The sequence below is a fragment of the Pseudoalteromonas sp. APC 3691 genome, from assembly GCF_030408135.1.
Classification (GTDB): Bacteria; Pseudomonadota; Gammaproteobacteria; order Enterobacterales; family Alteromonadaceae; genus Pseudoalteromonas.
Map to the genome: position 1 here is coordinate 82,083 of NZ_JASDCB010000003.1, position 21,453 is coordinate 103,535.

The window sequence follows — 21,453 nt, forward strand, 5'->3', positions numbered from 1 at the left end:
ACTAATTATTAAAACACCTTACTAAAGGGCGACGTTGGTGATAGCTCAAATTGGTGAGTAAGTTTTTGCGTTTTATTAGTCGCTGTTATTTGATAATGCTGCTTGTGCTCATTGTTACTAAATAGCTTAACGTTAAAGTTAACTTTGGTTAATTTACTGGGCATAGAGTAGCGCCCAGTAATGGTTACTTGGTCTATATTGTCGCTTTTATGTGTATGCGACGCTTCTGGGTTTAGCAAAAGTCCGTCAATAGTAAATTTATACTGATGATCCGCTAAATAAACGTTCTTTGTAACTCGCTTACTTATTTGTTTTTTGTGAGCATTAAACTCAACTATTGATATTTTGCCATCTTTATTTTCATCAACCCCTTTAAAAGCCGACATAGGGATTGAAAGTACAATAAACACGTTATTATCTACAAAGTTTAGCGTGCCGTGCTCTGCAACCATTAAATGTGCGTTTGCTAAATTTGGCATAATCAACAAACCCAAGGTAGTCATACTTAGCAGATGTGATTTTATATAAGGCATAGCTTACTCCTAACTAAACTTCGCCTTTAACGCAGCGTTGAAAAAACGGGTAAGTGTCTGTTGCGTAATAGTGGTATATCCCATCGGGAAACTCAGGTGTTACACCAACGCGGCCATTACATTCATCTAAATCACCAGAGCCTGCTATGTATTCCCAATCTTGTCCAAATGTACCTAAGGGATATATATCGGTAGAAGGGCGGTTTGCGCTTACGGTTGTTACGTGTTGGTAGCTACCGGTCATTGCAGTTAGGGCTGACGTTGCATCACTTGAGTCCGAATAGCCGTAACGTGCATAAATAGGAAAGCCGTCTGCTGCCCAGCCTATTAAAGTCATAGTGGTGCTATTGCCACCTCGCAGTGCTACAAAGCCTTCAGGCATACCGTGATAGTGGTATGTACCATCGGGTTGCACGTGTGCGTTGTTGTCGTCTGTTCCAAAACTAAACGTGTCTTGGCTTAGGGCTTCAATGTTCCAGTTTCCGCTGTTGTCGCCCAAATCGCAATCGGTGCCCGAATCATCGCAACTCCCGCCTGTGCCTGCGTCTATTTTAATGCCGTTAAGTACAACGCCTATCATTCCACGAGGACCACCAAGCATAGTTGCTTGTGTTGTTTCTATAGGCTCAAGTGTGTAGCTTTCATTTACTGATTGTTCAGAAATAGTATTTGGGTTATCGGCATTAGGGAATGTACCTACTTCGTGATCAGGTATGCCATTAGCTACTAAGTCACGTGTAGTTCCTGTGCATGACCAATCTGCCACGCTGGTGGCCTGTACTGACTCTGACTCGTTATATTCACTGTAGCTATATTCACAAAACACGCCTGGGGTTGAGCTACTCGTACCTGTACCGTTATCTGAGGTGGTTGATGATGAATCTGTAGTTGTTGAGGTATCAACTATGCCTTCTTCACCTCCACAAGCAACTAACGGTAAAACAACTAGAGCCAAGGTGCTTAGCTTTATAGCATTTACCCTATTTGAGTTTTTAATATTAAGTGCGTGTAGTTTCATTGCTGCTTACCTGATCAATTAAGTTACTTAAACAATAATCAGCAATTGTGCAAATAGTGTGTAAACAATGATGACAAATTAGCAATGATGTAAATAGGCGAAGTATTAAAGCTAAGTTGAGATTTAACTTTATTGGATTGTGTTTTATTTTAAAATTTCAAAAAGTTAAACTAATGCAAAAATAGCTAATATAAAAGGTTACCTTAATGGCTAAAACAAAACCTGTAGTGACGTTACAAAGTCACGGTATTTACTCTAAGTGGGACAGCGAAAGTAAAGCATTGCCACAAATAGAGCAATTTACAACAAATGTAATAGCTGAGGTAGATGTTGAGTTTGGCTTAATCGTAAATATTAAAAAGGGTAAAGGCGAAAAGCTTCACTATTGTATATACCATCCAGATATTCCAGACAGTGAAGGTGATGTAATGGACCCCTTTGAAGGCGATGTATACGTTAAAAACAGTGATTGGAACTTTTATTTAGGCGACACGCTTTGGTTGCCAATAGAGAATAAATTGGGTGATTGGCGTATGACTATTGAGCTAAATGGGAAAATTATTGCTGATAAAACTTTTAAGGTGGCATTAGAGGCAGAGCGTACTGAAACAGATTTTTGGAAAAACCGAGGGTATTGATTTCTATTTGTTAGCTATATGGTGTGGATGTAATAAAAATTAATAAAAGAGAATTGTAGAGCCATTTAAAATAGCTCTACAAAATTAAATTAGCGTGTTTAGTTACCCCAAGGGTTACTAGAATTAGAGCGTTGTTTACGATCGCGAGCACGTTGCTTTGATGCTTTTTTTTCCATAATACGTTTTGCATCACTAAAACTTAACTCACATGGCTCACCAGGTTTATGATCAGCTGGGATCACGCGATCGCGTGGCGGTAATTCGTATTGCACATCATCAGGTCTAGGTAAGTTTTTAAGACGATAAAGGTAAAAGTTATCTACTTTTTCTTGTGCCCATTGTGTTTTACGTAAAAATTTAACCGCTGACTTTATATCAGGATTGTTTTTAAAGCAGTTAAGTTGTAAATAAGCGTGTAGGAGCTCCCACCCGTATTGTTCAACCAGCTCTTCAACCACTTGTTCTAATTTAACGCCTTGCAGTGGATTATTACTGAAAAGTTCTTGGTTGCTCATAGGTGTTGCCTCGTTATTAAAATACAAATTGCATTATAAATTTAATAACGAGGCTTTAACAGAGTAAATAGCTTAACTTTGACAATTAACTACAACACGACCGCGAATTTTGCCTTGCATAAGTAGCTCTGCGTTATCAATGGCGTGTTCTAGTGATATTTCTGTCGAAATTTTATTTAAGTAATCAGCGCTAACTAATTTTGCTAAACGATCCCACGCTTCAATTCTGTCGGCTTTAGGGCGCATTACGCTATCAATGCCTATTAGTGACACTCCACGTAATATAAATGGGGCAACTGAGGCAGGTAAATCCATGCCTTGGGCAAGTCCGCAGGCGGTTACTACACCACCATATTTTAATGATGCACAAATATTGGCAAGTGTATGGCTACCTACTGAATCTATTGCCGCTGCAAAGCGCTCTTTTTGCAAAGGCTTACCAGGATTTGAAAGCTCGTTTCTGTCAATTACCTGTTTAGCACCTAACTCTTTTAAATATTCACTTTGATCTAATCGAACAGTAGCTGCTGTTACGTTGTAGCCAAGCTGGTTTAATAAATAAATAGCAAAGCTGCCTACGCCACCATTGGCACCTGTTACCAGTATTTCGCCAGATTCAGGAGTTATTCCTTGTTTTTCAAGTGCTATAACACTTAGCATAGCGGTATAACCGGCTGTACCTATTTGCATCGCTTGTTTTGGAGAAATACCTGCAGGCAAGGGGATTAGCCAATCGCTATTAAGTGCCGCTTTTTGAGCAAGCCCGCCCCAATGTTTTTCGCCTACACCAAAGCCATTTAATATTACGTTATCGCCGTTTTTAAATTCATCGCTGGTGGAATTTGTAACCGTACCCACTAAATCGATACCTGGCACCATTGGAAAACTGCGTACAACGGGGCCTTTACCAGTAATTGCTAAACCATCTTTATAGTTAAGTGTGCTGTATAGCACGTCGATAAAGACGTTTTCGTTTGGTAAATCACTGCTTTCGATAGTCGATAATGAGGCGCTGTAGTTATTATCTTCTTTATTAATAACAATGGCTTTAATTGCGTTATTCATAGGATATCCTTTTAGACCGATCGTCTTTTAATTGGTAAATAAAAACGCATTAGGTTAGTAATGCGCGTAAAAACATTTCTGTATATAAAGTAAGTGGGGTATTTGATTTTGTGAGCTTGGCGCGCATAACCGCACCTTCCCAGCCAATCCAAAAGTACTCACTCATCAATTTTGTATTTACATGGCTTGCAATAGTGCCTTGTTGCTTAGCTTGGTTTAAGCAAACCTCTACATGGTTTTGCCAAGCGGTGTAGCTTTGCATTAATCTGGCTTTAAACTCACCACTTAAATGGTTAAGCTCTTGATTTAAGTTACCGACTAAACAGCCACGTTTGTAATCGTATTTTTTCATTCCTTTAATTGCGCTTTGGGTAAAATTAACGATTCGCTCAAGTGGGGGAATATCTTCTTGCTGTAGGTAATGGGTAAGCTTTGCAATAAAGTAACTGTCGTATGCATCAACGAGGGCAATGCCGTAGGCTTCTTTACTTTTAAAGTAATGATAAAAGGAGCCTTTAGGTACAGCCGCTTTTTTTAAAATAGTATCGAGCCCCGTGGCGCTAAAGCCAAATTCAGTTAAGGTTTCTAGGCCCGTGCGAATAAGTAACGCTTTGGTATCGGCGTTCTCTCTGGCTATTTTAGGTGGGCGACCACGGCGTATTGGTGTTGATGTATTTTTGTTCATGCACACATATTAGACCGGTCGACTTTAAATAATCAAGTATAATATTTAATTGTTCAAAAAGAATGCAAATCGGGTGAATAAAAATAACTGAAATAAAAGTGTCACGATTACATTTTTGTTTGGAACTTAGTCAATATTAGTCGGTCACAAATAAAGCACATAAGTGCTTTTTAGCGATTATTGAGTCGCATTTTATTTAGCATAAAACCGGTCAAATTAAATGTTGTATGACCACTTACTTTTTTAAATGTTAATTCATTTTTGCATCAGCAGCTTAGTTAAAGTCAAACAATTTAATTGCTTTTACGATTTGAATTTTACATTTTTATTAACTATTCATTAAATGTAGATTTCACTAATGCTACACAATATACAAATAAAAAGGTGAGGATATTACCGATGAAGAGACAGAAAAGAGATCGTTTAGAAAGAGCTCATTCTCAAGGTTTTAAAGCAGGTTTAGCAGGTCGCTCAAAAGAGCTATGCCCTTATCAACAAGTAGATCCCAAATCAGAGTGGTTAGGAGGTTGGCGTGAAGCGATTGAAAACCGCAACATGTACAAAACCTAAAATCAATAATCGAATTTAAGCAAAAAGGCCTCCACGTTGGAGGCCTTTTTGTACGCATTTAAAAATTAAAATGCACTAGTGTCTTGGAACAAGCCCACTTTTAAATCTTTTGCTTCGTAGATTACTCGGCCATCTACTTCTACAGTGCCATCGGCAACGCCCATAAACAATTTACGTTTAATTACGCGTTTCATTACAAGACGGTAAGTTACTTTTTTATTAGTTGGTAAAATTTGGCCAGTAAATTTAACTTCACCCACACCTAGGGCACGACCAAGACCAGGGCCACCAGACCAACCTAAGTAAAAGCCAACTAGTTGCCACATAGCATCTAATCCTAAACAACCTGGCATTACTGGGTCGCCTTTAAAATGGCAATCGAAAAACCACAGGCTAGGGTCAATATCAAGCTCAGCAACAATTTCGCCTTTACCATGAATTCCGCCATCAGCAGTAATAGAGGTAATGCGGTCCATCATTAACATGTTGTCACTTGGTAAACGGCAGTTGCCTTCACCAAACATTTCACCTTGACCACACAGGATCAACTCTTCTTTTGTATAGCTATTTTTAGGTTCCATAACACTTATCTTCGCTTAGAAATTGCCAAGTACTTTAGCGTACACTTGTACGCTAAACAACTCGGAGCAGTTAAAAAATCAAAATATTGCATATTAAATCATCAATCAATCAACGCGATTGGTTTTTGCACTATAAAACCGCGCAATTACAATCAGAAATCATTATAATTAACGCTGTCTTATAACCAGTCTAAAGGAAGTTTATGATCCTTTTTGTTAACTCACTAACTGTGATTGATTTTTCTTACTTATGTAACAAACGCGGCGCCGTTGGCGAGAGCTGGATTGTTGATTTAACTTTGCACGGTAAACTTAACGAAGAGTCTATGGTTTTAGACTTTGGTTTAGTTAAAAAGCAAATTAAAGGCATTATAGATGAGTGTATTGATCACCGTTTAGCAATTCCTACGGGCCTTAATGGCACTGTATCTGAATTTGACGAGCATAAAACACTCGACTGTACATTTGGTGAAAACAACCACTTAGCTATGAGTGCTCCTCATCAAGCTTATTGCATGATTAACGCAGACGAAGTAACGGTTGAATCGGTTACTGAATTTTTAATTGCGACTATTTTACCGAAGCTACCAGATAACATTGAAAAAATTGAGCTGTCTCTTAAGCCAGAGCACAGCCAAAGTTTTTACTATCATTACAGCCATGGCCTTAAAAAGCATGACGGTAATTGCCAGCGTATTATTCATGGGCATCGTTCTCAAATTGGTATTAGCCTAGATGGCATCTCTATGCCGCGCTTGCAAAAAGAATGGTCTCAAAAGTGGGAAGATATTTACTTAGCCACCAGTGAAGATCAAATTAACGCAGCTGATTTAAAACACATAACAGCCAAAGCGGGTGATGTATGTTTTGCTTATACATCGGCACAAGGCTATTTTGAAATGGCTATTAGCGAGTCTCGTTGCGATATTTTACCAGTAGATACCACTGTAGAATGTATTGCTGAACATGTAGCTGGCCAAATTAAAGCCCAATATCCAGAAAAAGCAGTGAAAGTAACCGCTTATGAAGGTGTTGGAAAAGGATCGATTAGTTATGTTTAAAACACTTTTAGCAACAGCGCTTGTTGCCTCTGCTAGTTTTAGTGCTATGGCGCTTGAGTTAAAAGGGCATTTAACTCAGGGCGGTTTAGTTACTGGAAAGTTAGAAAATGTTAAATCAGTAAGCTTGGATGGCAAAGACTTAAAAATTTCAGCAAATGGTGATTTTGTATTTGGCTTTGGTCGTGACGCTGATACTACTCATACTTTAAAATGGGTAGATAACAATGGTAAATCGCATTCTCAGCCAATAGCTATCACTAAGCGCGAATATAAAATTGATAAAATTACCGGCGTAGCTAAAAAATATGTCTCTCCGCCAAAAGAAGTTAGTGCGCGTATAAGCCGCGAAGCAGTTGCGGTACGAAAAGCCAGAGAAGTAGAGTCTGATTTATTGTACTTTTTAGATCCTGTTTTAAAGCCTGCAGAAGGGCGCATATCGGGTGTTTATGGTAGTCAGCGCTATTTTAATGGCGAGCCTCGTCGTCCGCACTTTGGCTTAGATATTGCGAATAAAACAGGCTCACCTGTTTACGCGCCTATTAGTGGTACCGTGGTATTTGCTGAACCTGATTTATACTACTCTGGCGGTACATTAATTATTGATCATGGCCATGGTATTACCTCAACTTACATTCACTTAAGTAAGCTTGATGTAAAAGTGGGTGATAAAATTGAGCAAGGTAACAAAGTGGCTGAAATTGGTGCAACAGGGCGTGTAACGGGTCCTCACCTAGATTGGCGTTTTAACTGGAAAGGCGAACGCCTTGATCCTGCATTACTAATGCAAGATACATTAGCAAACAAAAAGTAGAGATTATGACTGACGTAAATCGCGATGCAATAATTGCTCAGCGTATTGAAGACTCAACCACATCGGTAACTAAAACCGTGTTTCCAGGGCGTACTAATCATCACAATACTTTATTTGGTGGTGATGCACTGGCGTGGATGGATGAAGTGGCATTTATAGCAGCGACTCGTTTTTGTCGTAAGCCTTTGGTAACTATATCTTCTGATAGAGTCGACTTTAAAGAAGCCATACCAGCAGGTACTTTTGCAGAGTTAATAGCTAAAGTAGTGCATGTAGGTAACACCAGCTTAAAAGTTGACGTAGATATATTATTAGAAACCATGCACAAAGACGATAAGCATTCAGCCATTAGTGGCAGCTTTACGTTTGTTGCAGTTGATGATAACCACAGACCGACTCCGGTAGTATGCGACAAAATGATTTATGGTTTTGATTAACTTAAAGCTTTGAATATGCGCTAAAGTAAATTTATATAAGCACCTTAATTGGTGCTTATATAAATCCTTTAAAAGAACACATCATACTAGGTGTTCATTAAATATAACCTCAACAACAGAGTTAGTATTAACTAAAAAGTAATCATACAAGGGGGATTGATAGGGGTGAGAGTTGTTGGGTTTGGATACTAAAAAGGTATGCTTTTAACATACCTTTTTGGTTATATTTAGCTTTTAATTACATTTATTAAACTTACATAAATGTGATTAAAGTACCATTGCTGCAATCCAGCCAAATATCAGCAGCGGAATGTTAAAGTGAATAAACGTTGGAATAACAGAGTCTCTAATATGGTCGTGCTGGCCATCGGCATTTAAACCCGATGTTGGGCCAAGCGTTGAGTCTGAAGCAGGGGAGCCTGCATCACCTAGAGCGCCCGCAGTACCAACAAGCGCAGCGGTAGCCATAACAGAAAAGCCAAGGTCTAAACATAAAGGAACAAACAAAGTTGCAATAATAGGCACTGTTGAAAACGAACTGCCAATTCCCATTGTAATTAATAACCCGACTAACAAAATAACACCAGCGGCCAAAGGTTTATTACCATCAAAAAGGGCGGCTGCGCTGTGTACTAAGCTTGCTACATCGCCAGTGGCTTGCATAACCGATGCAAAACCTTGTGCTGATATCATAATAAAGCCAATCATGGCCATCATCGCAACGCCTTTACTAAATACGTCGCCGTTTTCTTCCCACTTAACTACACCAAAAACACTAAATATCATTACACCTACTAAGCCACCTAAAATCATTGAGCCACTTAGGTTTTGTGCAACAAGTGAGGCAAGTACTGCAAAAAGTCCTACAATCATTACTTTTTTAGGGTTTTCTACCTCAGCCGATTTACTCACAGTTGTTAATGGGAGCTCTGTGTATTCGCGGCGTTTTTTGTAGGTAATAAATACCGCAATAAGTAATCCAATAAACATACCTAATGCAGGAATTATCATCGCCACGGGTACTTGGGTATTTACAATATCTAGGCCGTTATCAACTAGGTTTTTGTGCAAAATAGAATATAAGTAAATCCCCCCAAAGCCATAAGGAAGCACCATGTAAGACGTTGCTAATCCAAATGTTAAAATACACGCTATAGCACGCCTGTCTAATCTTAGCTGATTAAAAACAACGAGTAACGGCGGGATTAAAATAGGAATAAACGCTATGTGTACAGGGACTAAGTTTTGTGAAGAAATTGCACAACCCAAAATAATTAATAAAATGAAGTAACTTAAAAATGTTTCATTACCGCAGCCTTTTGCATTTACTTTAGCAAGTAGCTTATCAGCGAGAATGCGTGTTAAACCCGACTTAGAAATAGCAACGGCAAACGCACCGAGCATAGCATAACTTAGTGCAATTTCAGCTCCGGCAGAAAGGCCAGAATTAAATGCATCAACACTTTCTTTTATACCCAAGCCTGCGGTTAAACCAGCAACTAAAGCACTTATGATCATGGCAACAATGACGTTAACGCGAGCCAGAGATAGCCCGAGCATTAAAATAACGCCTATAACAACAGCATTCATAGTATTCTCTATTTGGAAATTTTGATTAATTTTATCAGATCTTTAGCCTGAGTTTTACGCTCTTTCGTAAAAGGTTTTTTACTATAGCGTACTTGGTTAAATAACTGACTAAATGTGTTTATAGATTGTGCAGAATGAGGGAATTTGTCAGAAAAAAAATGTAATTGCTGACTCGGTGTTAAATTATCGGGTGTATTTATTTTTTGTTTTTTAGCCCATGTTTTTACTTCATAAAACTCTTTAACCATAGGCGCTAATTTAGCCGGGCGTTTTGGTAAGTTTAAATAAACAAAATAACCTACAAAACAAAAACCAGCTGTTAGTAAAACCATTAATGGTACAAGCCAAATATTTTTACTACCAAAAATTGATTTTAAAAAATCATTTTGTTTTTCTTCGTCAAAACCAAGTACCCAGCTAGACCATTGATAATCGAGGTTTTCAAGTTCCAACCTTAACCAATTAATAGCGGGGAAATTACTTAAACTCACTAAACCAAAATCAAGGTTACTTTTAAATTCGTCATTCAGCTCTTCGTTTTGCGAAAGTGAGCCATTTAAACGCTCCGGTGCTACAACAGCGGTTGCATCAAAAATAACCCAACCTTCGTTTTGTAAATATACTTCTACCCACGCATGCGCATCGTACTGGCGAACTGTTAGCGTATTATTATCTTGGTTTAATTCACCGCCTAAATAACCACTTACTAATCGAGCGGGTATACCTGCGGTTCTAAAAATGTACGCAGCGGCACTGGCATAGTGGCCACAAAAGCCACGTTGATTATCAAATATAAATTGATCTATGGTGTTATCGCCGCTCATAGGAGTGGGTGTTAATGTGTAAGTAAATCCCGTACCTGCAAAGTATTGTAATAAGCGGTTATAAAAATCGCGATCAGAGTGTGTATTTTGCTTTAAGTTTTTAGCAAGTAATGATGTTTTTATATTCTTTTTATAAGCGAGGTATTTGTAGCGTTTTTCTTCAAATTCGCCAAGCGGTAAAGCTGTGAAGTTAAAGCTATTTACATCGTATTGTAAGTTTTTAGCTTGGCGACTTTTTTTACGCAATAAACCTAGTGAATTACCTTCAACATTTGGTGAGTTACTACTGGAATACGCTAAACCATAGAGCCATTTTTGTGTCGCAGGCTCTGTAATAACTGAGTAGCTTGCAATAAGTTGCTCATCATTTTCGCTCTGCGTATTTGTTTTTACATTATTATATTTTAAAAAGTCAGACGTAAGCCACGCATTACCATTAAACTCATCATGGACTATTGCTCGCCAATAATAAGGCGCTACAGGTTTTTCTTCGTTAAATTTAGTTCTAAACACAAGTTCATCTGAGTTTGAAAGCTTTGCAATATCGAATGGATCGACTTGTTCAGAAAGCCCTGTTTTAGCAAGCTTAGGCCCAGGAAGCTGCCAAAAGGCGGGCATTTTTGGCAAAAAAAGCAGTAAAAATATAGCTAAAGGAAGCGCTAAAAGTAGCAGTTTACCGCTTTGTTTAGAGGCTATTTTTAAATTATGTTTGGACTCGAGTAAGCCAAGTACTGCAAAGTTTAATATGTATAAACCACTTACAGTTAAAGTTGTTAAAATGCTTTGGTTAAATAAATACACCGATGAGAGTGAAAAAAACGTAAGCGTTGTAATTACATGATAGTGTTTTTTGGTTTTAGCCTGTAGCAGTTTAAATAAACTAGCAAGTAGCAGCATGGCCACAAATAAAATAACCGTATCCGACATGCCTACTGTGTAGAGCATTAAACCGAGTGACACACCTGCGAGTATATTTGCCAGCCAAGCATTTGGCTTTGGTTTATTACTCAGCGTTATGTAAAAGTTCCATGCACAAATAAGTGAAAGTACACCTACAAAAACAAGCGGTAAATGTGATACAAAAAATACAATCAAACATGCATATATAAAAGACAGCGAATAATTTATTACTTTTTCGTTTTTAAGTATGTCCATTACGCATCACCATTAAATGAGCATAATACTTCTAAGCATTGCTGCTTATGATGCTGTCCGGTATTTGTATTTATTGTTTTATTCGGTAGCTTTAACATAAAAGGGGTGTTTTTCTCGGTTGCTTCACACACTAAAAAGCATAACTGGCTTAACCGTTGTTCTGTATCTCCATTCATTAACGTAAAATCGAAGAGTGCATATGCTGTTTTAAAGTCTACAAATTCTTTAACTAACAACTGCTGTGTTTTTGCGTAATGCTTCCACGACACTCTTTGCAAGCCCATTTCAGGTAAATGTGGGATAAGAGACTCAAACTCTTCGCTACCAGATTGTGTAGAAATACCTTTATCGGCTTGCTCATCAAGCATAGAAACATGCGCGTCACAGTGAACTTGTTCAAGCGACGGGTATACAAATACATCTTCTTGTAATTGAATGTAGCTCCAAACAGTTATCAAACCAAAGGGATAGTTACTCGCTATTTTAATACGTTGCACTGAGTACTTACCGCGTGAGCTGTAAGGTAAGTGGAGTGTAAGTAACTGAGGTTTACTATCACCTTGGCCGGTATATTTGTGAGTTTGCTCACTCCCTTGATATGTTAAATTAATAGATTGGGTTACTGAAGGGCTTTGTAATTCAAATATAATACTCGGTTTTTGAGGAGCGTAGCTATTAAATGCATCTTTAAATTTAACTGTTAAGCCTTTAGCGTTACTGTAGCCCATTAATACAGCAATAATCATTACCACAAACATAAGATAAGACATTATTAAAATTAAATTATTTTGATAATTAATGCCCATCACAAAGTTTAAAATAGCTACAACTATAAAATACCAACCAAGGGATGATGGCAATACATAAATTGTTCTGTGTTCAAGTGTAATTGAGTTTTTTAAATGTTTATTTTTTAATAACTTATTAAATACACTTTGCTTAAATGATTTAAATAAAGAAGGGCGCTTAGCTGTTTTTTTTGGCATAAAAGTTTATACCGGAACTAATACGTTTTTTAAAATATCGTTTACTTGCGCTTCACCTGACTCATTATGCAAACCTAATCGATGCTGACACACACTTGTAAAAACGGCTTGAACATCTTCTGGCATTACAAAATCACGACCATCAATAAAGGCCCACGACCTAGCCGCTTTAGCCAGAGCCATACTAGCACGAGGTGATAACGATGATGCAAAAGCGTTGCTTGTGCGTGTGTAATTAACAAGCTCTATAATGTAGTCAATAACCGGGCTACTTAAAGTAATTTGGCTTATCTGGGATTGAATTGCCGCTAACTCTTGTTGGTTAATACGCTTAGGTAATTGGCTGTAATCTCGTTTTTGCATATTCAAAATTAAGCGTTTTTCGGCTTCTTTAGGTGGAAAACCTAAGCTAATGCGCATTAAAAATCGGTCTAATTGCGACTCAGGTAACGGGTAGGTACCTGATTGATAAAGCGGGTTTTGTGTTGCTATCACAAAAAATGGATTTGGCAGCGTATATTTTTTTCCATCAACTGTCACTTGTTGCTCTTCCATTGCTTCAAGCAACGCACTTTGTGTTTTGGGCCCTGCGCGGTTTATTTCATCAGCTAAAACAACTTGGCTAAAAATAGGGCCTTTATGAAATGTAAAACTGTGCTCAGTAGAATTAAACACGTTAGTACCCAAAATATCAGCAGGGAGAAGATCACTGGTAAATTGTATACGCTGATACGATAAGCCTAACACAGCTGACAATGCATGAGAAAGAGTGGTTTTTCCCATGCCAGGCAAATCTTCAATGAGTAAATGCCCTTCGCTAAATAAGCATGTAAGTGCCAGTTTTATTTGTTGTTGTTTACCAAATATAACACTCGAAAGATCGTCTATAATCGCAGTAACAGTACTATGCATGCTAACCTTATTATTATTCTATTATTTCAAGACGCTTCATTACAGTGTCTACTTTTTTTGTATTAAAAGGTTTTGCAATAAAACCTTTAGCGCCCATTTCCCACGTGTTTTGTACGTTTTCGAGACTATTGTGGCCCGAACACATAACAACATGAGTGTGTGGGTAAGCACTATTAATGTATTCCAATATCTCTGCACCGTTAGAGTCTGGTAAATCTACATCTACAAATATAACGCCTGGCGGTTTATTGTCCATAATAGGTTTGGCAGAGCTAAAATCAGCACTTTCTAATATATCTTCAAACCCTAAGTCAGTTAAAATTTGGTTTAGATAATCACGAATTTCCTTAACGTCATCAATAATGAGGATGGGCTCTAGCGGGCGAACAAATTCCATATGTAGGTTACTTCTATTTTGAATACATCTAAGTGCTTTAATACTAAGCTAACCCCATCATAAGCTCAAGAACGTTACTTAAAAAACACCAATAAATAAACTGTTTATAGGTTTGCCCAACAACGTATTTTTAAAGGATTATCTGCTCTCATATCTTCTACTAACTTATATTTTCATTAATTGTAATGAACAATAATGACGTATTCATAAGAAATTCCTTAATCCAATACAACATTCCATCAAAATTTGATGTAACAAATTTGCTACTTAACTTATTGATTCAAAAATATTTACATATGAATTCGATTTTTTATAAACGTTTTGTAATAAAAAATCGTTGACCTTCTAAATTCATTCTGTGATTATGCTCAGTAGATGGGCTTATGCTCACAAGCGCAGTTTCATTAACTACTCAATGTTTTGCTCAGTCAGCCTCATCTATACACACTGAATTAATACCAATTTCATTAAATGAAAATGCAATTTAATAAAGTTGGCATCACACACCACACTAAATAAAGAGCTTATTATGTTGAATAATAAAAAGACTAAATTTGCAATTTCTCTCATAGCGGCAGCTATGGCTACATCGGCTCCAGCACAGGCTGATATTTCTGAATATTTAGATCGCGTTGACGTAGACTTTTTACTAATGCAAAACTTTCAGTCAATTCAGGCTAAAGATGGTGCATTTCGTCCAGAAGATGAGAAGAACAAGAATCAGGATTTGGCCGTATTAGAGCTAATCTAATGCTTAAATTTCATATTAACGAGTTCATCACTGCCGATATAGATATTGCAGAAGAGCCTAATGACTTTGGTGGCGAAGATCGTGACTTTTCATTTCACAACGATTTTGCAGGTGTTGAATTTGACTTACTAGGTCTATATGGCACACCAAAAGAAAACGCAAATTTAACACTGCGTTTGGGTAATATTGGTGGCTCACCATTTCAATTTAAAGGCTTTCAAGACGGCGCAGATAACCAAAGTAATGCACTTATTGGTAATGGTATTACCGATTACGCAACCGCAGAAAACGGCGCACAGCTAAGTTACAGCGAAACTTTCGATAGTGGTGTAGTACGTGCTTATAATGTTACAGGTCACATTACGACTTCAAGTTTCGGTGAAGCATTTCAAGAAGACAGAGGTTATAACTACCGACTTCAAGGTACTCTAGAATTTGAAGGTGGCTTTAAAGCAGGCTTAAACTTATTAAAAGCGAATCAAGGCGACCAGTTACGTTTTGAAAATGGCGTAGCAAGTCTTGATGGTGTAACCTCAACAAACTAGCTTAATTTTTATGGTTGGTAAATCGTCTGATGATTACACATTTGCAGATGCCGCTGGTAATGCAGTTGCCGGTATTACCTACTTTGGTACAAACGGCATAGCTGATGAAAATGGCACTACTTTTGATTCAAACAGTGTAATAGAAGGCGACTCATCGGTTGAGTACTTCGTGTTTGAAGCACAACAATATCTAATCCCTAAAAAGCTATATGTAGCGGCTCGTTATGCAGAAGCCGATAACACTTCCGACTTAATTGAACAAACAGACAACACAGTAGAGCGTATTCAAGTAGCCGCAGGTTACTGGTTTAACGATAAAACGCTTTTAAAAGTTGAGTATGTTAACCAAGAAGAAGGTGTTAATTCGGGCGGCCAAATCGGTAAAGGATTTGACGGCTTCACTTCTGAAATATCTGTTAAATTTTAAATCATTATCCAACTAGTCTAACTATTTAAACAAAGGACCTAAAAAGGCACTTTGCGGGCAGTTTTATGCGTTAAAACTGCCATAAATAGAATTGGTAATAGATTGAAATTTAATAGCACTTGTTAAAACATAACGTGTATGGGGAATACCCGATGAAAAATAAATTAATTATGCTCGCGTGTGGCTTTATAAGCATGGGCGCTGCGGCAAAAGAAACAATCACAATAGCGACTGTTAACAATGGTGACATGATCACCATGAAAGAATTAAGCAGTGACTTTACCAGCCAAAACCCGGATATAGATCTAAAATGGGTTACTCTAGAGGAAAACATTCTTCGCCAACGTGTCACAACCGATGTTGCAACAAAGGGCGGCCAATACGATGTTATGACCATAGGTACTTATGAAGTACCAATTTGGGGCAAGCAAAATTGGCTAAAAGAGCTGGATAATTTAGGTGAAAACTACGATTTAGACGATTTAATTCCGGCAATTCGAAGCGGTTTAACGATTAACGACAAGCTTTATGCTGCGCCATTTTATGGCGAAAGCTCAATGGTTATGTACCGCACTGACTTAATGGAAAAAGCAGGGCTGACAATGCCTAAAGCCCCAACATGGGACTTTATACGCAAAGCTGCTAAAGCGATGACAGATAAAAAAGAAGGTGTTTATGGCCTTTGTCTACGTGGTAAAGCAGGTTGGGGCGAAAACGTTGCGCTTATTACATCCATGGCAAATTCGTTTGGTGCGCGTTGGTTTGATGAAAATAGGAAACCTCAGTTTAATACCCCAGAGTGGGAAAATACCCTTCAGTATTATGTCGATGTGATGAAAGAATCTGGTCCTGCTGGTTCATCTGCAAACGGTTTTAATGAAAACCTTGCACTTTTTCAAACCGGAAAATGTGGTATTTGGATTGATGCAACCGTTGCAGGCGCATTTGTTACTAACAAAAAAGATTCAGAAGTTGCCGATAAAGTAGGGTTTGCACTTGCGCCAGATAACGGTCTAGGTAAACGCGGTAACTGGTTATGGTCTTGGACTTTAGCCGTACCGGCAAGCAGCAAAAAACCAGATGCCGCAATGAAATTTATTAGCTGGGCAACATCTAAAGAATACACACAACTTGTAGCCGATAAAAAAGGTTGGGCAAAAGTACCGCCAGGTACACGTAAATCACTTTACAGTAATCAAAAGTACATGGACGCAGCACCGTTTGCGCAAATTACTTTAGATTCTATTCAATCTGCAGATCCTAAAAATCCAACCGTTAAACAGGTGCCTTATGTAGGTATTCAGTTTGTTGCTATTCCTGAGTTTCAAGGAATTGGTACAGCTGTTGGGCAACAATTCTCAGCAGCATTAACTGGCCAAATGACCGTTAAGCAAGCGCTTAGTACGTCTCAGCACCTCGTTGAGCGAACAATGCGTAAAGCTCGCTATCCTAAATAGCATGTAATGGGCGGGTAAGTACTCAAACTTACCCAATATTTTATGTCAATTCTATTTACTTGTTAGTTATAAACGCTATCAAGGGTTTCTGATTTTCACTTGATAGTTAACAAGTAAATAGAATTGGCTTTTTTAAGGTCACCTTTATGGCAACAACTAACTCGCGCACGCTTGCTCGGTTTATGCTTCTTCCAACTGTAATTTTATTACTAGCTTGGATGATAGATCCGCTGTGTATGACAATGTATTTTTCTTTTATTGATTACAACTTACTCGTTCCAGGGGATAAAGAGTTTGTAGGCTTTTTAAACTATGAATTTTTCCTAACTGATCCGGCTTTTTTTGAATCATTTTTTAACACGCTCTACCTAGTAACTGGGGTTTTACTTATCACTATTTGTGGTGGTATTGGCTTAGCTATTTTACTAGACCAAGCAATATGGGGACGAAACTACGTTCGCATTATGGTACTAGCCCCATTTTTTGTAATGCCAACTGTGTCGGCATTGGTATGGAAAAACATGCTAATGAACCCAGTTAATGGCTTATTTGCACACTTTGCTATTTGGCTTGGCTTTGAACCTATCGACTTTTTTGCTCAAATGCCGCTATTTTCAATCATCATAATTGTGTCTTGGCAGTGGTTACCGTTTGCAGCTTTAATACTGCTAACAGCAATACAATCACTCGACCGTGAACAATTAGAAGCGGCTGATTTGGACGGAGCTGGCCCATTTAGTAAGTTCTTTTACATCGTTTTACCGCACTTATCGCGCGCTGTAACTGCGGTTATATTAATCGAAACTATATTTTTACTGTCAATTTTTGCTGAAATATTAGTTACAACCAGTGGCGGTCCTGGTTATTCGTCAACCAATATAACGTACTTAATTTATACGCAATCGCTACTTCAGTTTGATGTAGGCGGCGGTTCGGCAGGGGGCATAGTTGCAGTTATTATTGCAAATATAGTCGCTATATTTTTAATGCGCTTAATTGGCAAAAACTTGGAGGGTTAATTATGACTATAAAAGATAGCCGTCGTTCCAAACTAATTTATACCATTGCTGCATGGACAATAAGCGGCATGATTTTCTTTCCAATTTTATGGACGTTAATCACCAGTTTTAAAACGGAAGCCGAAGCAATTTCAGCAAGCCCAAGCTTATATGCGTTTGATTGGACGCTCGAAAATTACCGCGATGTACTGTCGCGCTCGCCATACTTTAACCATTTTTGGAACTCTGTAGTTATATCACTAGGTTCAAGTTTACTGGGGTTATTAATTGCGGTTCCTGCTGCGTGGTCTATGGCTTTTGTACAAACTAAAAAAACAAAGCACTTATTAATGTGGATGCTTTCAATCAAAATGTTACCACCAGTAGGCGTACTTATTCCTATCTATTTATTGTTTCGCGACTTTGCATTACTCGATACAAAATTAGGTTTGGTTATTGTAATGACACTCATTAACTTACCAATAATGGTATGGATGCTTTACACCTACTTTAGAGAAATACCAAACGAAATACTTGAAGCTTCTCGTATGGATGGTGCAACAATTGGTGAAGAAATATTCCATGTTTTATTGCCAATAGCCTTACCGGGTATAGCCTCAACGCTATTACTCAATGTTATTTTGTCGTGGAACGAAGCGTTTTGGACACTTATTTTAACCGCTGCAAATGCTGCAAATGCTGCACCTTTAACGGCATTTATTGCCAGTTACTCAAGCCCTGAGGGGTTATTTTACGCTAAGTTATCGGCAGCATCTGCCATGGCCATTGTGCCAATTTTAATACTTGGTTGGTTTAGTCAAAAACAATTAGTGCGTGGATTAAGTTTCGGCGCAGTAAAATAGGAGAATACACATGGGCAGCATCACACTAAAACAAGTCACTAAAAACTTTGATGAAGTTAACGTAATTAAACCGCTCGACTTAGAAATTAAAGACGGTGAGTTCATCGTTTTTGTTGGGCCATCGGGCTGTGGTAAATCTACATTACTTCGTATGATCGCAGGTCTTGAAGATACAACCAGTGGCAATATAGAAATTGATGGCATTGATGCCACAAAAACACCGCCTGCAAAAAGAGGCTTGGCAATGGTGTTTCAGTCCTATGCGTTATACCCGCATATGAGCGTACGTAACAATATTGCTTTTCCTTTAAAAAGAGCCAAGGTAAGCCCTGCAGAAATTGAGAGTAAAATTGCTAACGCTGCTAAAATTCTTAATTTAACCGATTATTTAGATCGAAAGCCTGGGCAATGATCGGGCGGTCAACGTCAGCGCGTAGCAATAGGGCGCGCAATTGTACGTCAGCCTTCAGCATTTTTATTTGACGAACCACTTTCAAATCTTGATGCGTCACTACGTGTAAATATGCGTTTAGAAATATCTGAATTACATAAAAGTTTAGCTACAACAATGATTTATGTTACACACGATCAGGTTGAAGCCATGACAATGGCAGATAGAATCGCGGTATTTAATGCCGGTATTATTGAACAAGTAGGCACACCTTTAGAGCTTTATAAAAACCCTGTAAACAAATTTGTAGCTGGTTTTATTGGTTCGCCAAAAATGAATTTTATAGATGCTCCACAAAATGAAGATGCGAATGTTAGCTGTATTGGTATACGACCAGAGCATATAACACTCTCTACTGAGCAAGGTACTTGGACTGAAACTGTAGGTGTAATTGAGCATTTAGGATCGGAGAGCTTTTTACATATAAATATTGAAGGCAAAGGGACCGTAACAGTAAAAGCGGATGGTGATTGCCCATTAAAATATGGCGACAGTATTTACCTAAGCGCACCGGCAGATAAAGTATTAAAGTTTGATAATAACGGTTTAACAATTCGCTAGAGCCATCTTTAATTACCTTAAATAGCACCTTTATAAGGGTGCTATTAACTAAATTCTAATTACATAATCCTATGAAACCGAGGTATTTTTTATTAAGGAATGGTATATTTACAACTATAAATAACAAAAACGTTATTGATAAATAGATACTCAAAAATTAATAAAATAATTTATATAGCAGCACATATAATTGAAATTATGTAATGAAAATAAGGACTTGGTTTTCCTTCTATTTTAAGAGGTTTACGTGGTAAAGCTATCAAATACAGAAATTAGAAAGCTAGATGATGCAGCCAGAGCAGGGTGGTTATATTATGTTGGCGGTAACACACAAGATGAAATTGCTAAAAAGCTAAATATATCTCGTCAATCTGCACAAAGAATGGTGGCATTATCTGTGAGCCAAGGATTAATTAAAGTTAGACTTGACCACCCGATTGCCAAATGCATGGATTTAGCTGAAAAATTAAAAAGCCGTTTTGGGTTAGATTCGTGTGAAGTTGTACCGAGCGATCCCTCAGAACCATCATCTACATTAGGTTTGGCTCAAGCTGGCGCGGCAGAAATAGAACGTCATTTAAAATCAGAACAACCCAAAGTACTTGCTATGGGAACCGGTCGAGTTTTACGTTCATGTGTGGATGAGCTAAGAACCGTTGATTGTCCGCAACATAAAATTGTAGCCATGCTAGGTAATATGGCTTTGGATGGATCGGCTTCACCTTATGATGTTGTAGTAAGAATGGCCGAACACACCAATGCAAAACATTATCCAATGCCATTGCCAGTTTTACCAAGAAGCATTGAAGAAAAAGAACAGTTGCACGCACAACAAAATATTACCGGTAATTTAAAACTCGCTAAAGATGCCGATGTAACATTTGTGGGTATTGGTAGCTTAGGTGAAAAGTCGCCATTACATATAGATGGTTTTATTGATGCGCAAGAACTTAAAGAGTTACAAGATCTTGGTGCTGTTGGTGAAATGATTAGTTGGGTGTTTGATAAAAACGGTAAGATTTTAGATTGCACAGTTAATCAGCGTGTAGCAAGTACGCCATTAAAAACAAATGCTAACAAACAGATTTATGCGATAGCTGCTGGTGAAGAAAAAGTGTTAGCCATTTTGGGCGCAGTAAGGTCAAGCATGATCAGTGGATTAATTACTAACGAATATACAGCTGAGCGTTTATTAAGTATTGATTAAACAAATTGATAAATAAAGTATCTGTATTAGTAATACCTGTTACTGTAATAAAAACACTTAATGTCCGATACCGTCTAGTATTGGACATAGCAAGGGCGCATTTAAGCGCTCTTCCTATATATACATTAACTACCTATAATTTATATTATGTTAAATAGGGTAAATAAATACATAACTAAGTTACTCACCTTCATGAATTAACGTATAAACGCGATATTTTGACTATTTAATAAGCATTAACCTACTTATTTTAAAAATTAATGTTTTGCCTCTTTTCGCTATTTGTTACTTAAACATATAAAAATACCGCTTGGTTATTAATATAATCAAGCGGTATTACACTGATTGCCTATTCGCTACTTTATGCAATAAAACTTAACATATTGAAATAAATAGATTTTAAATTATCCTAGTA

The 21,453-nt window shown here is 37.8% G+C and carries 20 protein-coding genes and 2 pseudogenes; 11 read left to right on the forward strand and 11 right to left on the reverse strand.

Annotated elements, in window-relative coordinates:
- Positions 1 to 8: 8 nt before the first annotated feature.
- Both QL998_RS01915 and QL998_RS01920 read right to left on the reverse strand, forming a co-directional pair.
- Entirely contained in the window at positions 9 to 533 is a 525-nt protein-coding gene (locus QL998_RS01915; RefSeq protein ID WP_170070923.1) for a hypothetical protein, read from the reverse strand.
- A gap of 13 nt (positions 534 to 546) precedes the next feature.
- Positions 547 to 1,551 carry a YHYH protein gene (locus QL998_RS01920; RefSeq protein WP_290192055.1) on the reverse strand — a complete coding sequence of 335 codons (1,005 nt, stop codon included), beginning with the start codon at positions 1,549 to 1,551 and terminating at the stop codon, positions 547 to 549.
- 206 nt (positions 1,552 to 1,757) lie between these two features.
- Here QL998_RS01920 and QL998_RS01925 point away from each other — a divergent pair, with 206 nt between their 5' ends.
- A complete protein-coding gene (locus QL998_RS01925; protein WP_290192056.1) occupies positions 1,758 to 2,189 on the forward strand; it encodes a DUF3859 domain-containing protein in 432 nt (143 codons plus the stop codon).
- Positions 2,190 to 2,287: 98 nt separating this feature from the next.
- Here the strand turns inward: QL998_RS01925 and QL998_RS01930 are convergent, their stop codons facing one another.
- The 3 genes from QL998_RS01930 to QL998_RS01940 form a co-directional block, all read right to left on the reverse strand.
- Positions 2,288 to 2,704 (reverse strand): VF530 family DNA-binding protein, encoded by a 417-nt coding sequence (locus QL998_RS01930; RefSeq protein WP_002960902.1) that lies wholly within the window; start codon positions 2,702 to 2,704, stop codon positions 2,288 to 2,290.
- A 72-nt stretch (positions 2,705 to 2,776) separates the two neighbouring features.
- Positions 2,777 to 3,769, reverse strand: a complete 993-nt coding sequence (locus QL998_RS01935; RefSeq protein WP_290192057.1) for an MDR family oxidoreductase — start codon at positions 3,767 to 3,769, stop codon at positions 2,777 to 2,779.
- Positions 3,770 to 3,818: 49 nt separating this feature from the next.
- Complete coding sequence (locus tag QL998_RS01940) at positions 3,819 to 4,454, reverse strand: TetR/AcrR family transcriptional regulator (protein ID WP_290192058.1); 636 nt, start codon at positions 4,452 to 4,454, stop codon at positions 3,819 to 3,821.
- Positions 4,455 to 4,853: 399 nt separating this feature from the next.
- Between QL998_RS01940 and rmf the strand changes: the two genes are divergently transcribed.
- Positions 4,854 to 5,024, forward strand: a complete 171-nt coding sequence (gene rmf / locus QL998_RS01945) for a ribosome modulation factor (RefSeq protein WP_002960897.1) — start codon at positions 4,854 to 4,856, stop codon at positions 5,022 to 5,024.
- 65 nt (positions 5,025 to 5,089) lie between these two features.
- Here rmf and fabA read toward each other — a convergent pair whose 3' ends face one another.
- The gene (fabA, locus tag QL998_RS01950; RefSeq protein ID WP_002960896.1) at positions 5,090 to 5,605 is read right to left on the reverse strand and encodes a bifunctional 3-hydroxydecanoyl-ACP dehydratase/trans-2-decenoyl-ACP isomerase; all 516 of its coding nucleotides are present in this window, start codon (positions 5,603 to 5,605) and stop codon (positions 5,090 to 5,092) included.
- 203 nt (positions 5,606 to 5,808) lie between these two features.
- On the opposite strand from fabA, the gene QL998_RS01955 reads away from it, so the two are divergent.
- From QL998_RS01955 to QL998_RS01965, 3 genes are read left to right on the forward strand one after another with little or no spacing between them, the layout of a single operon-like run.
- The gene (locus QL998_RS01955) at positions 5,809 to 6,666 is read left to right on the forward strand and encodes a 6-carboxytetrahydropterin synthase (protein WP_024595367.1); all 858 of its coding nucleotides are present in this window, start codon (positions 5,809 to 5,811) and stop codon (positions 6,664 to 6,666) included.
- Positions 6,659 to 7,477, forward strand: a complete 819-nt coding sequence (locus QL998_RS01960; protein ID WP_182194524.1) for a M23 family metallopeptidase — start codon at positions 6,659 to 6,661, stop codon at positions 7,475 to 7,477. Before QL998_RS01955 ends, QL998_RS01960 begins: the two co-directional genes overlap by 8 nt.
- Positions 7,478 to 7,482: 5 nt before the next feature.
- A complete protein-coding gene (locus QL998_RS01965) occupies positions 7,483 to 7,914 on the forward strand; it encodes an acyl-CoA thioesterase (RefSeq protein ID WP_002960891.1) in 432 nt (143 codons plus the stop codon).
- 267 nt (positions 7,915 to 8,181) lie between these two features.
- On the opposite strand, the gene QL998_RS01970 is transcribed toward QL998_RS01965, so the two are convergent.
- The 5 genes from QL998_RS01970 to QL998_RS01990 are packed head-to-tail and all read right to left on the reverse strand — an operon-like array spanning position 8,182 to position 13,778.
- Positions 8,182 to 9,504, reverse strand: coding sequence for a Na+/H+ antiporter family protein (locus tag QL998_RS01970; RefSeq protein ID WP_182194527.1), 1,323 nt, complete (start codon positions 9,502 to 9,504; stop codon positions 8,182 to 8,184).
- 8 nt (positions 9,505 to 9,512) lie between these two features.
- The gene (locus QL998_RS01975) at positions 9,513 to 11,483 is read right to left on the reverse strand and encodes a DUF3488 and transglutaminase-like domain-containing protein (RefSeq protein WP_290192059.1); all 1,971 of its coding nucleotides are present in this window, start codon (positions 11,481 to 11,483) and stop codon (positions 9,513 to 9,515) included.
- Positions 11,483 to 12,469: a DUF58 domain-containing protein gene (locus tag QL998_RS01980; protein ID WP_290192060.1), complete on the reverse strand. Its 987-nt coding sequence runs from the start codon at positions 12,467 to 12,469 to the stop codon at positions 11,483 to 11,485. The genes QL998_RS01975 and QL998_RS01980 overlap by 1 nt, the downstream gene beginning before the upstream one ends.
- Before the next feature lie 6 nt (positions 12,470 to 12,475).
- Positions 12,476 to 13,381 (reverse strand): MoxR family ATPase, encoded by a 906-nt coding sequence (locus tag QL998_RS01985; protein ID WP_290192061.1) that lies wholly within the window; start codon positions 13,379 to 13,381, stop codon positions 12,476 to 12,478.
- Positions 13,382 to 13,394: 13 nt separating this feature from the next.
- Complete coding sequence (locus QL998_RS01990; protein WP_002960883.1) at positions 13,395 to 13,778, reverse strand: response regulator; 384 nt, start codon at positions 13,776 to 13,778, stop codon at positions 13,395 to 13,397.
- A gap of 529 nt (positions 13,779 to 14,307) precedes the next feature.
- Here QL998_RS01990 and QL998_RS01995 point away from each other — a divergent pair.
- From QL998_RS01995 to QL998_RS02020, 6 genes and pseudogenes are all read left to right on the forward strand, one after another.
- Positions 14,308 to 15,501, forward strand: a pseudogene (locus QL998_RS01995) (hypothetical protein).
- A 152-nt stretch (positions 15,502 to 15,653) separates the two neighbouring features.
- Complete coding sequence (locus QL998_RS02000; protein ID WP_290192062.1) at positions 15,654 to 16,958, forward strand: sugar ABC transporter substrate-binding protein; 1,305 nt, start codon at positions 15,654 to 15,656, stop codon at positions 16,956 to 16,958.
- A 146-nt stretch (positions 16,959 to 17,104) separates the two neighbouring features.
- Entirely contained in the window at positions 17,105 to 17,977 is an 873-nt protein-coding gene (locus QL998_RS02005; protein ID WP_290192063.1) for a sugar ABC transporter permease, read from the forward strand.
- Positions 17,978 to 17,979: 2 nt separating this feature from the next.
- On the forward strand, positions 17,980 to 18,819 hold the full coding sequence (locus QL998_RS02010) for a carbohydrate ABC transporter permease (RefSeq protein WP_290192064.1): 840 nt from the start codon (positions 17,980 to 17,982) through the stop codon (positions 18,817 to 18,819).
- Positions 18,820 to 18,829: 10 nt separating this feature from the next.
- Positions 18,830 to 19,831 (forward strand): annotated as a pseudogene (locus QL998_RS02015) (ABC transporter ATP-binding protein).
- A gap of 247 nt (positions 19,832 to 20,078) precedes the next feature.
- Entirely contained in the window at positions 20,079 to 21,038 is a 960-nt protein-coding gene (locus QL998_RS02020; RefSeq protein ID WP_290192065.1) for a sugar-binding transcriptional regulator, read from the forward strand.
- Positions 21,039 to 21,453 lie beyond the last annotated feature (415 nt).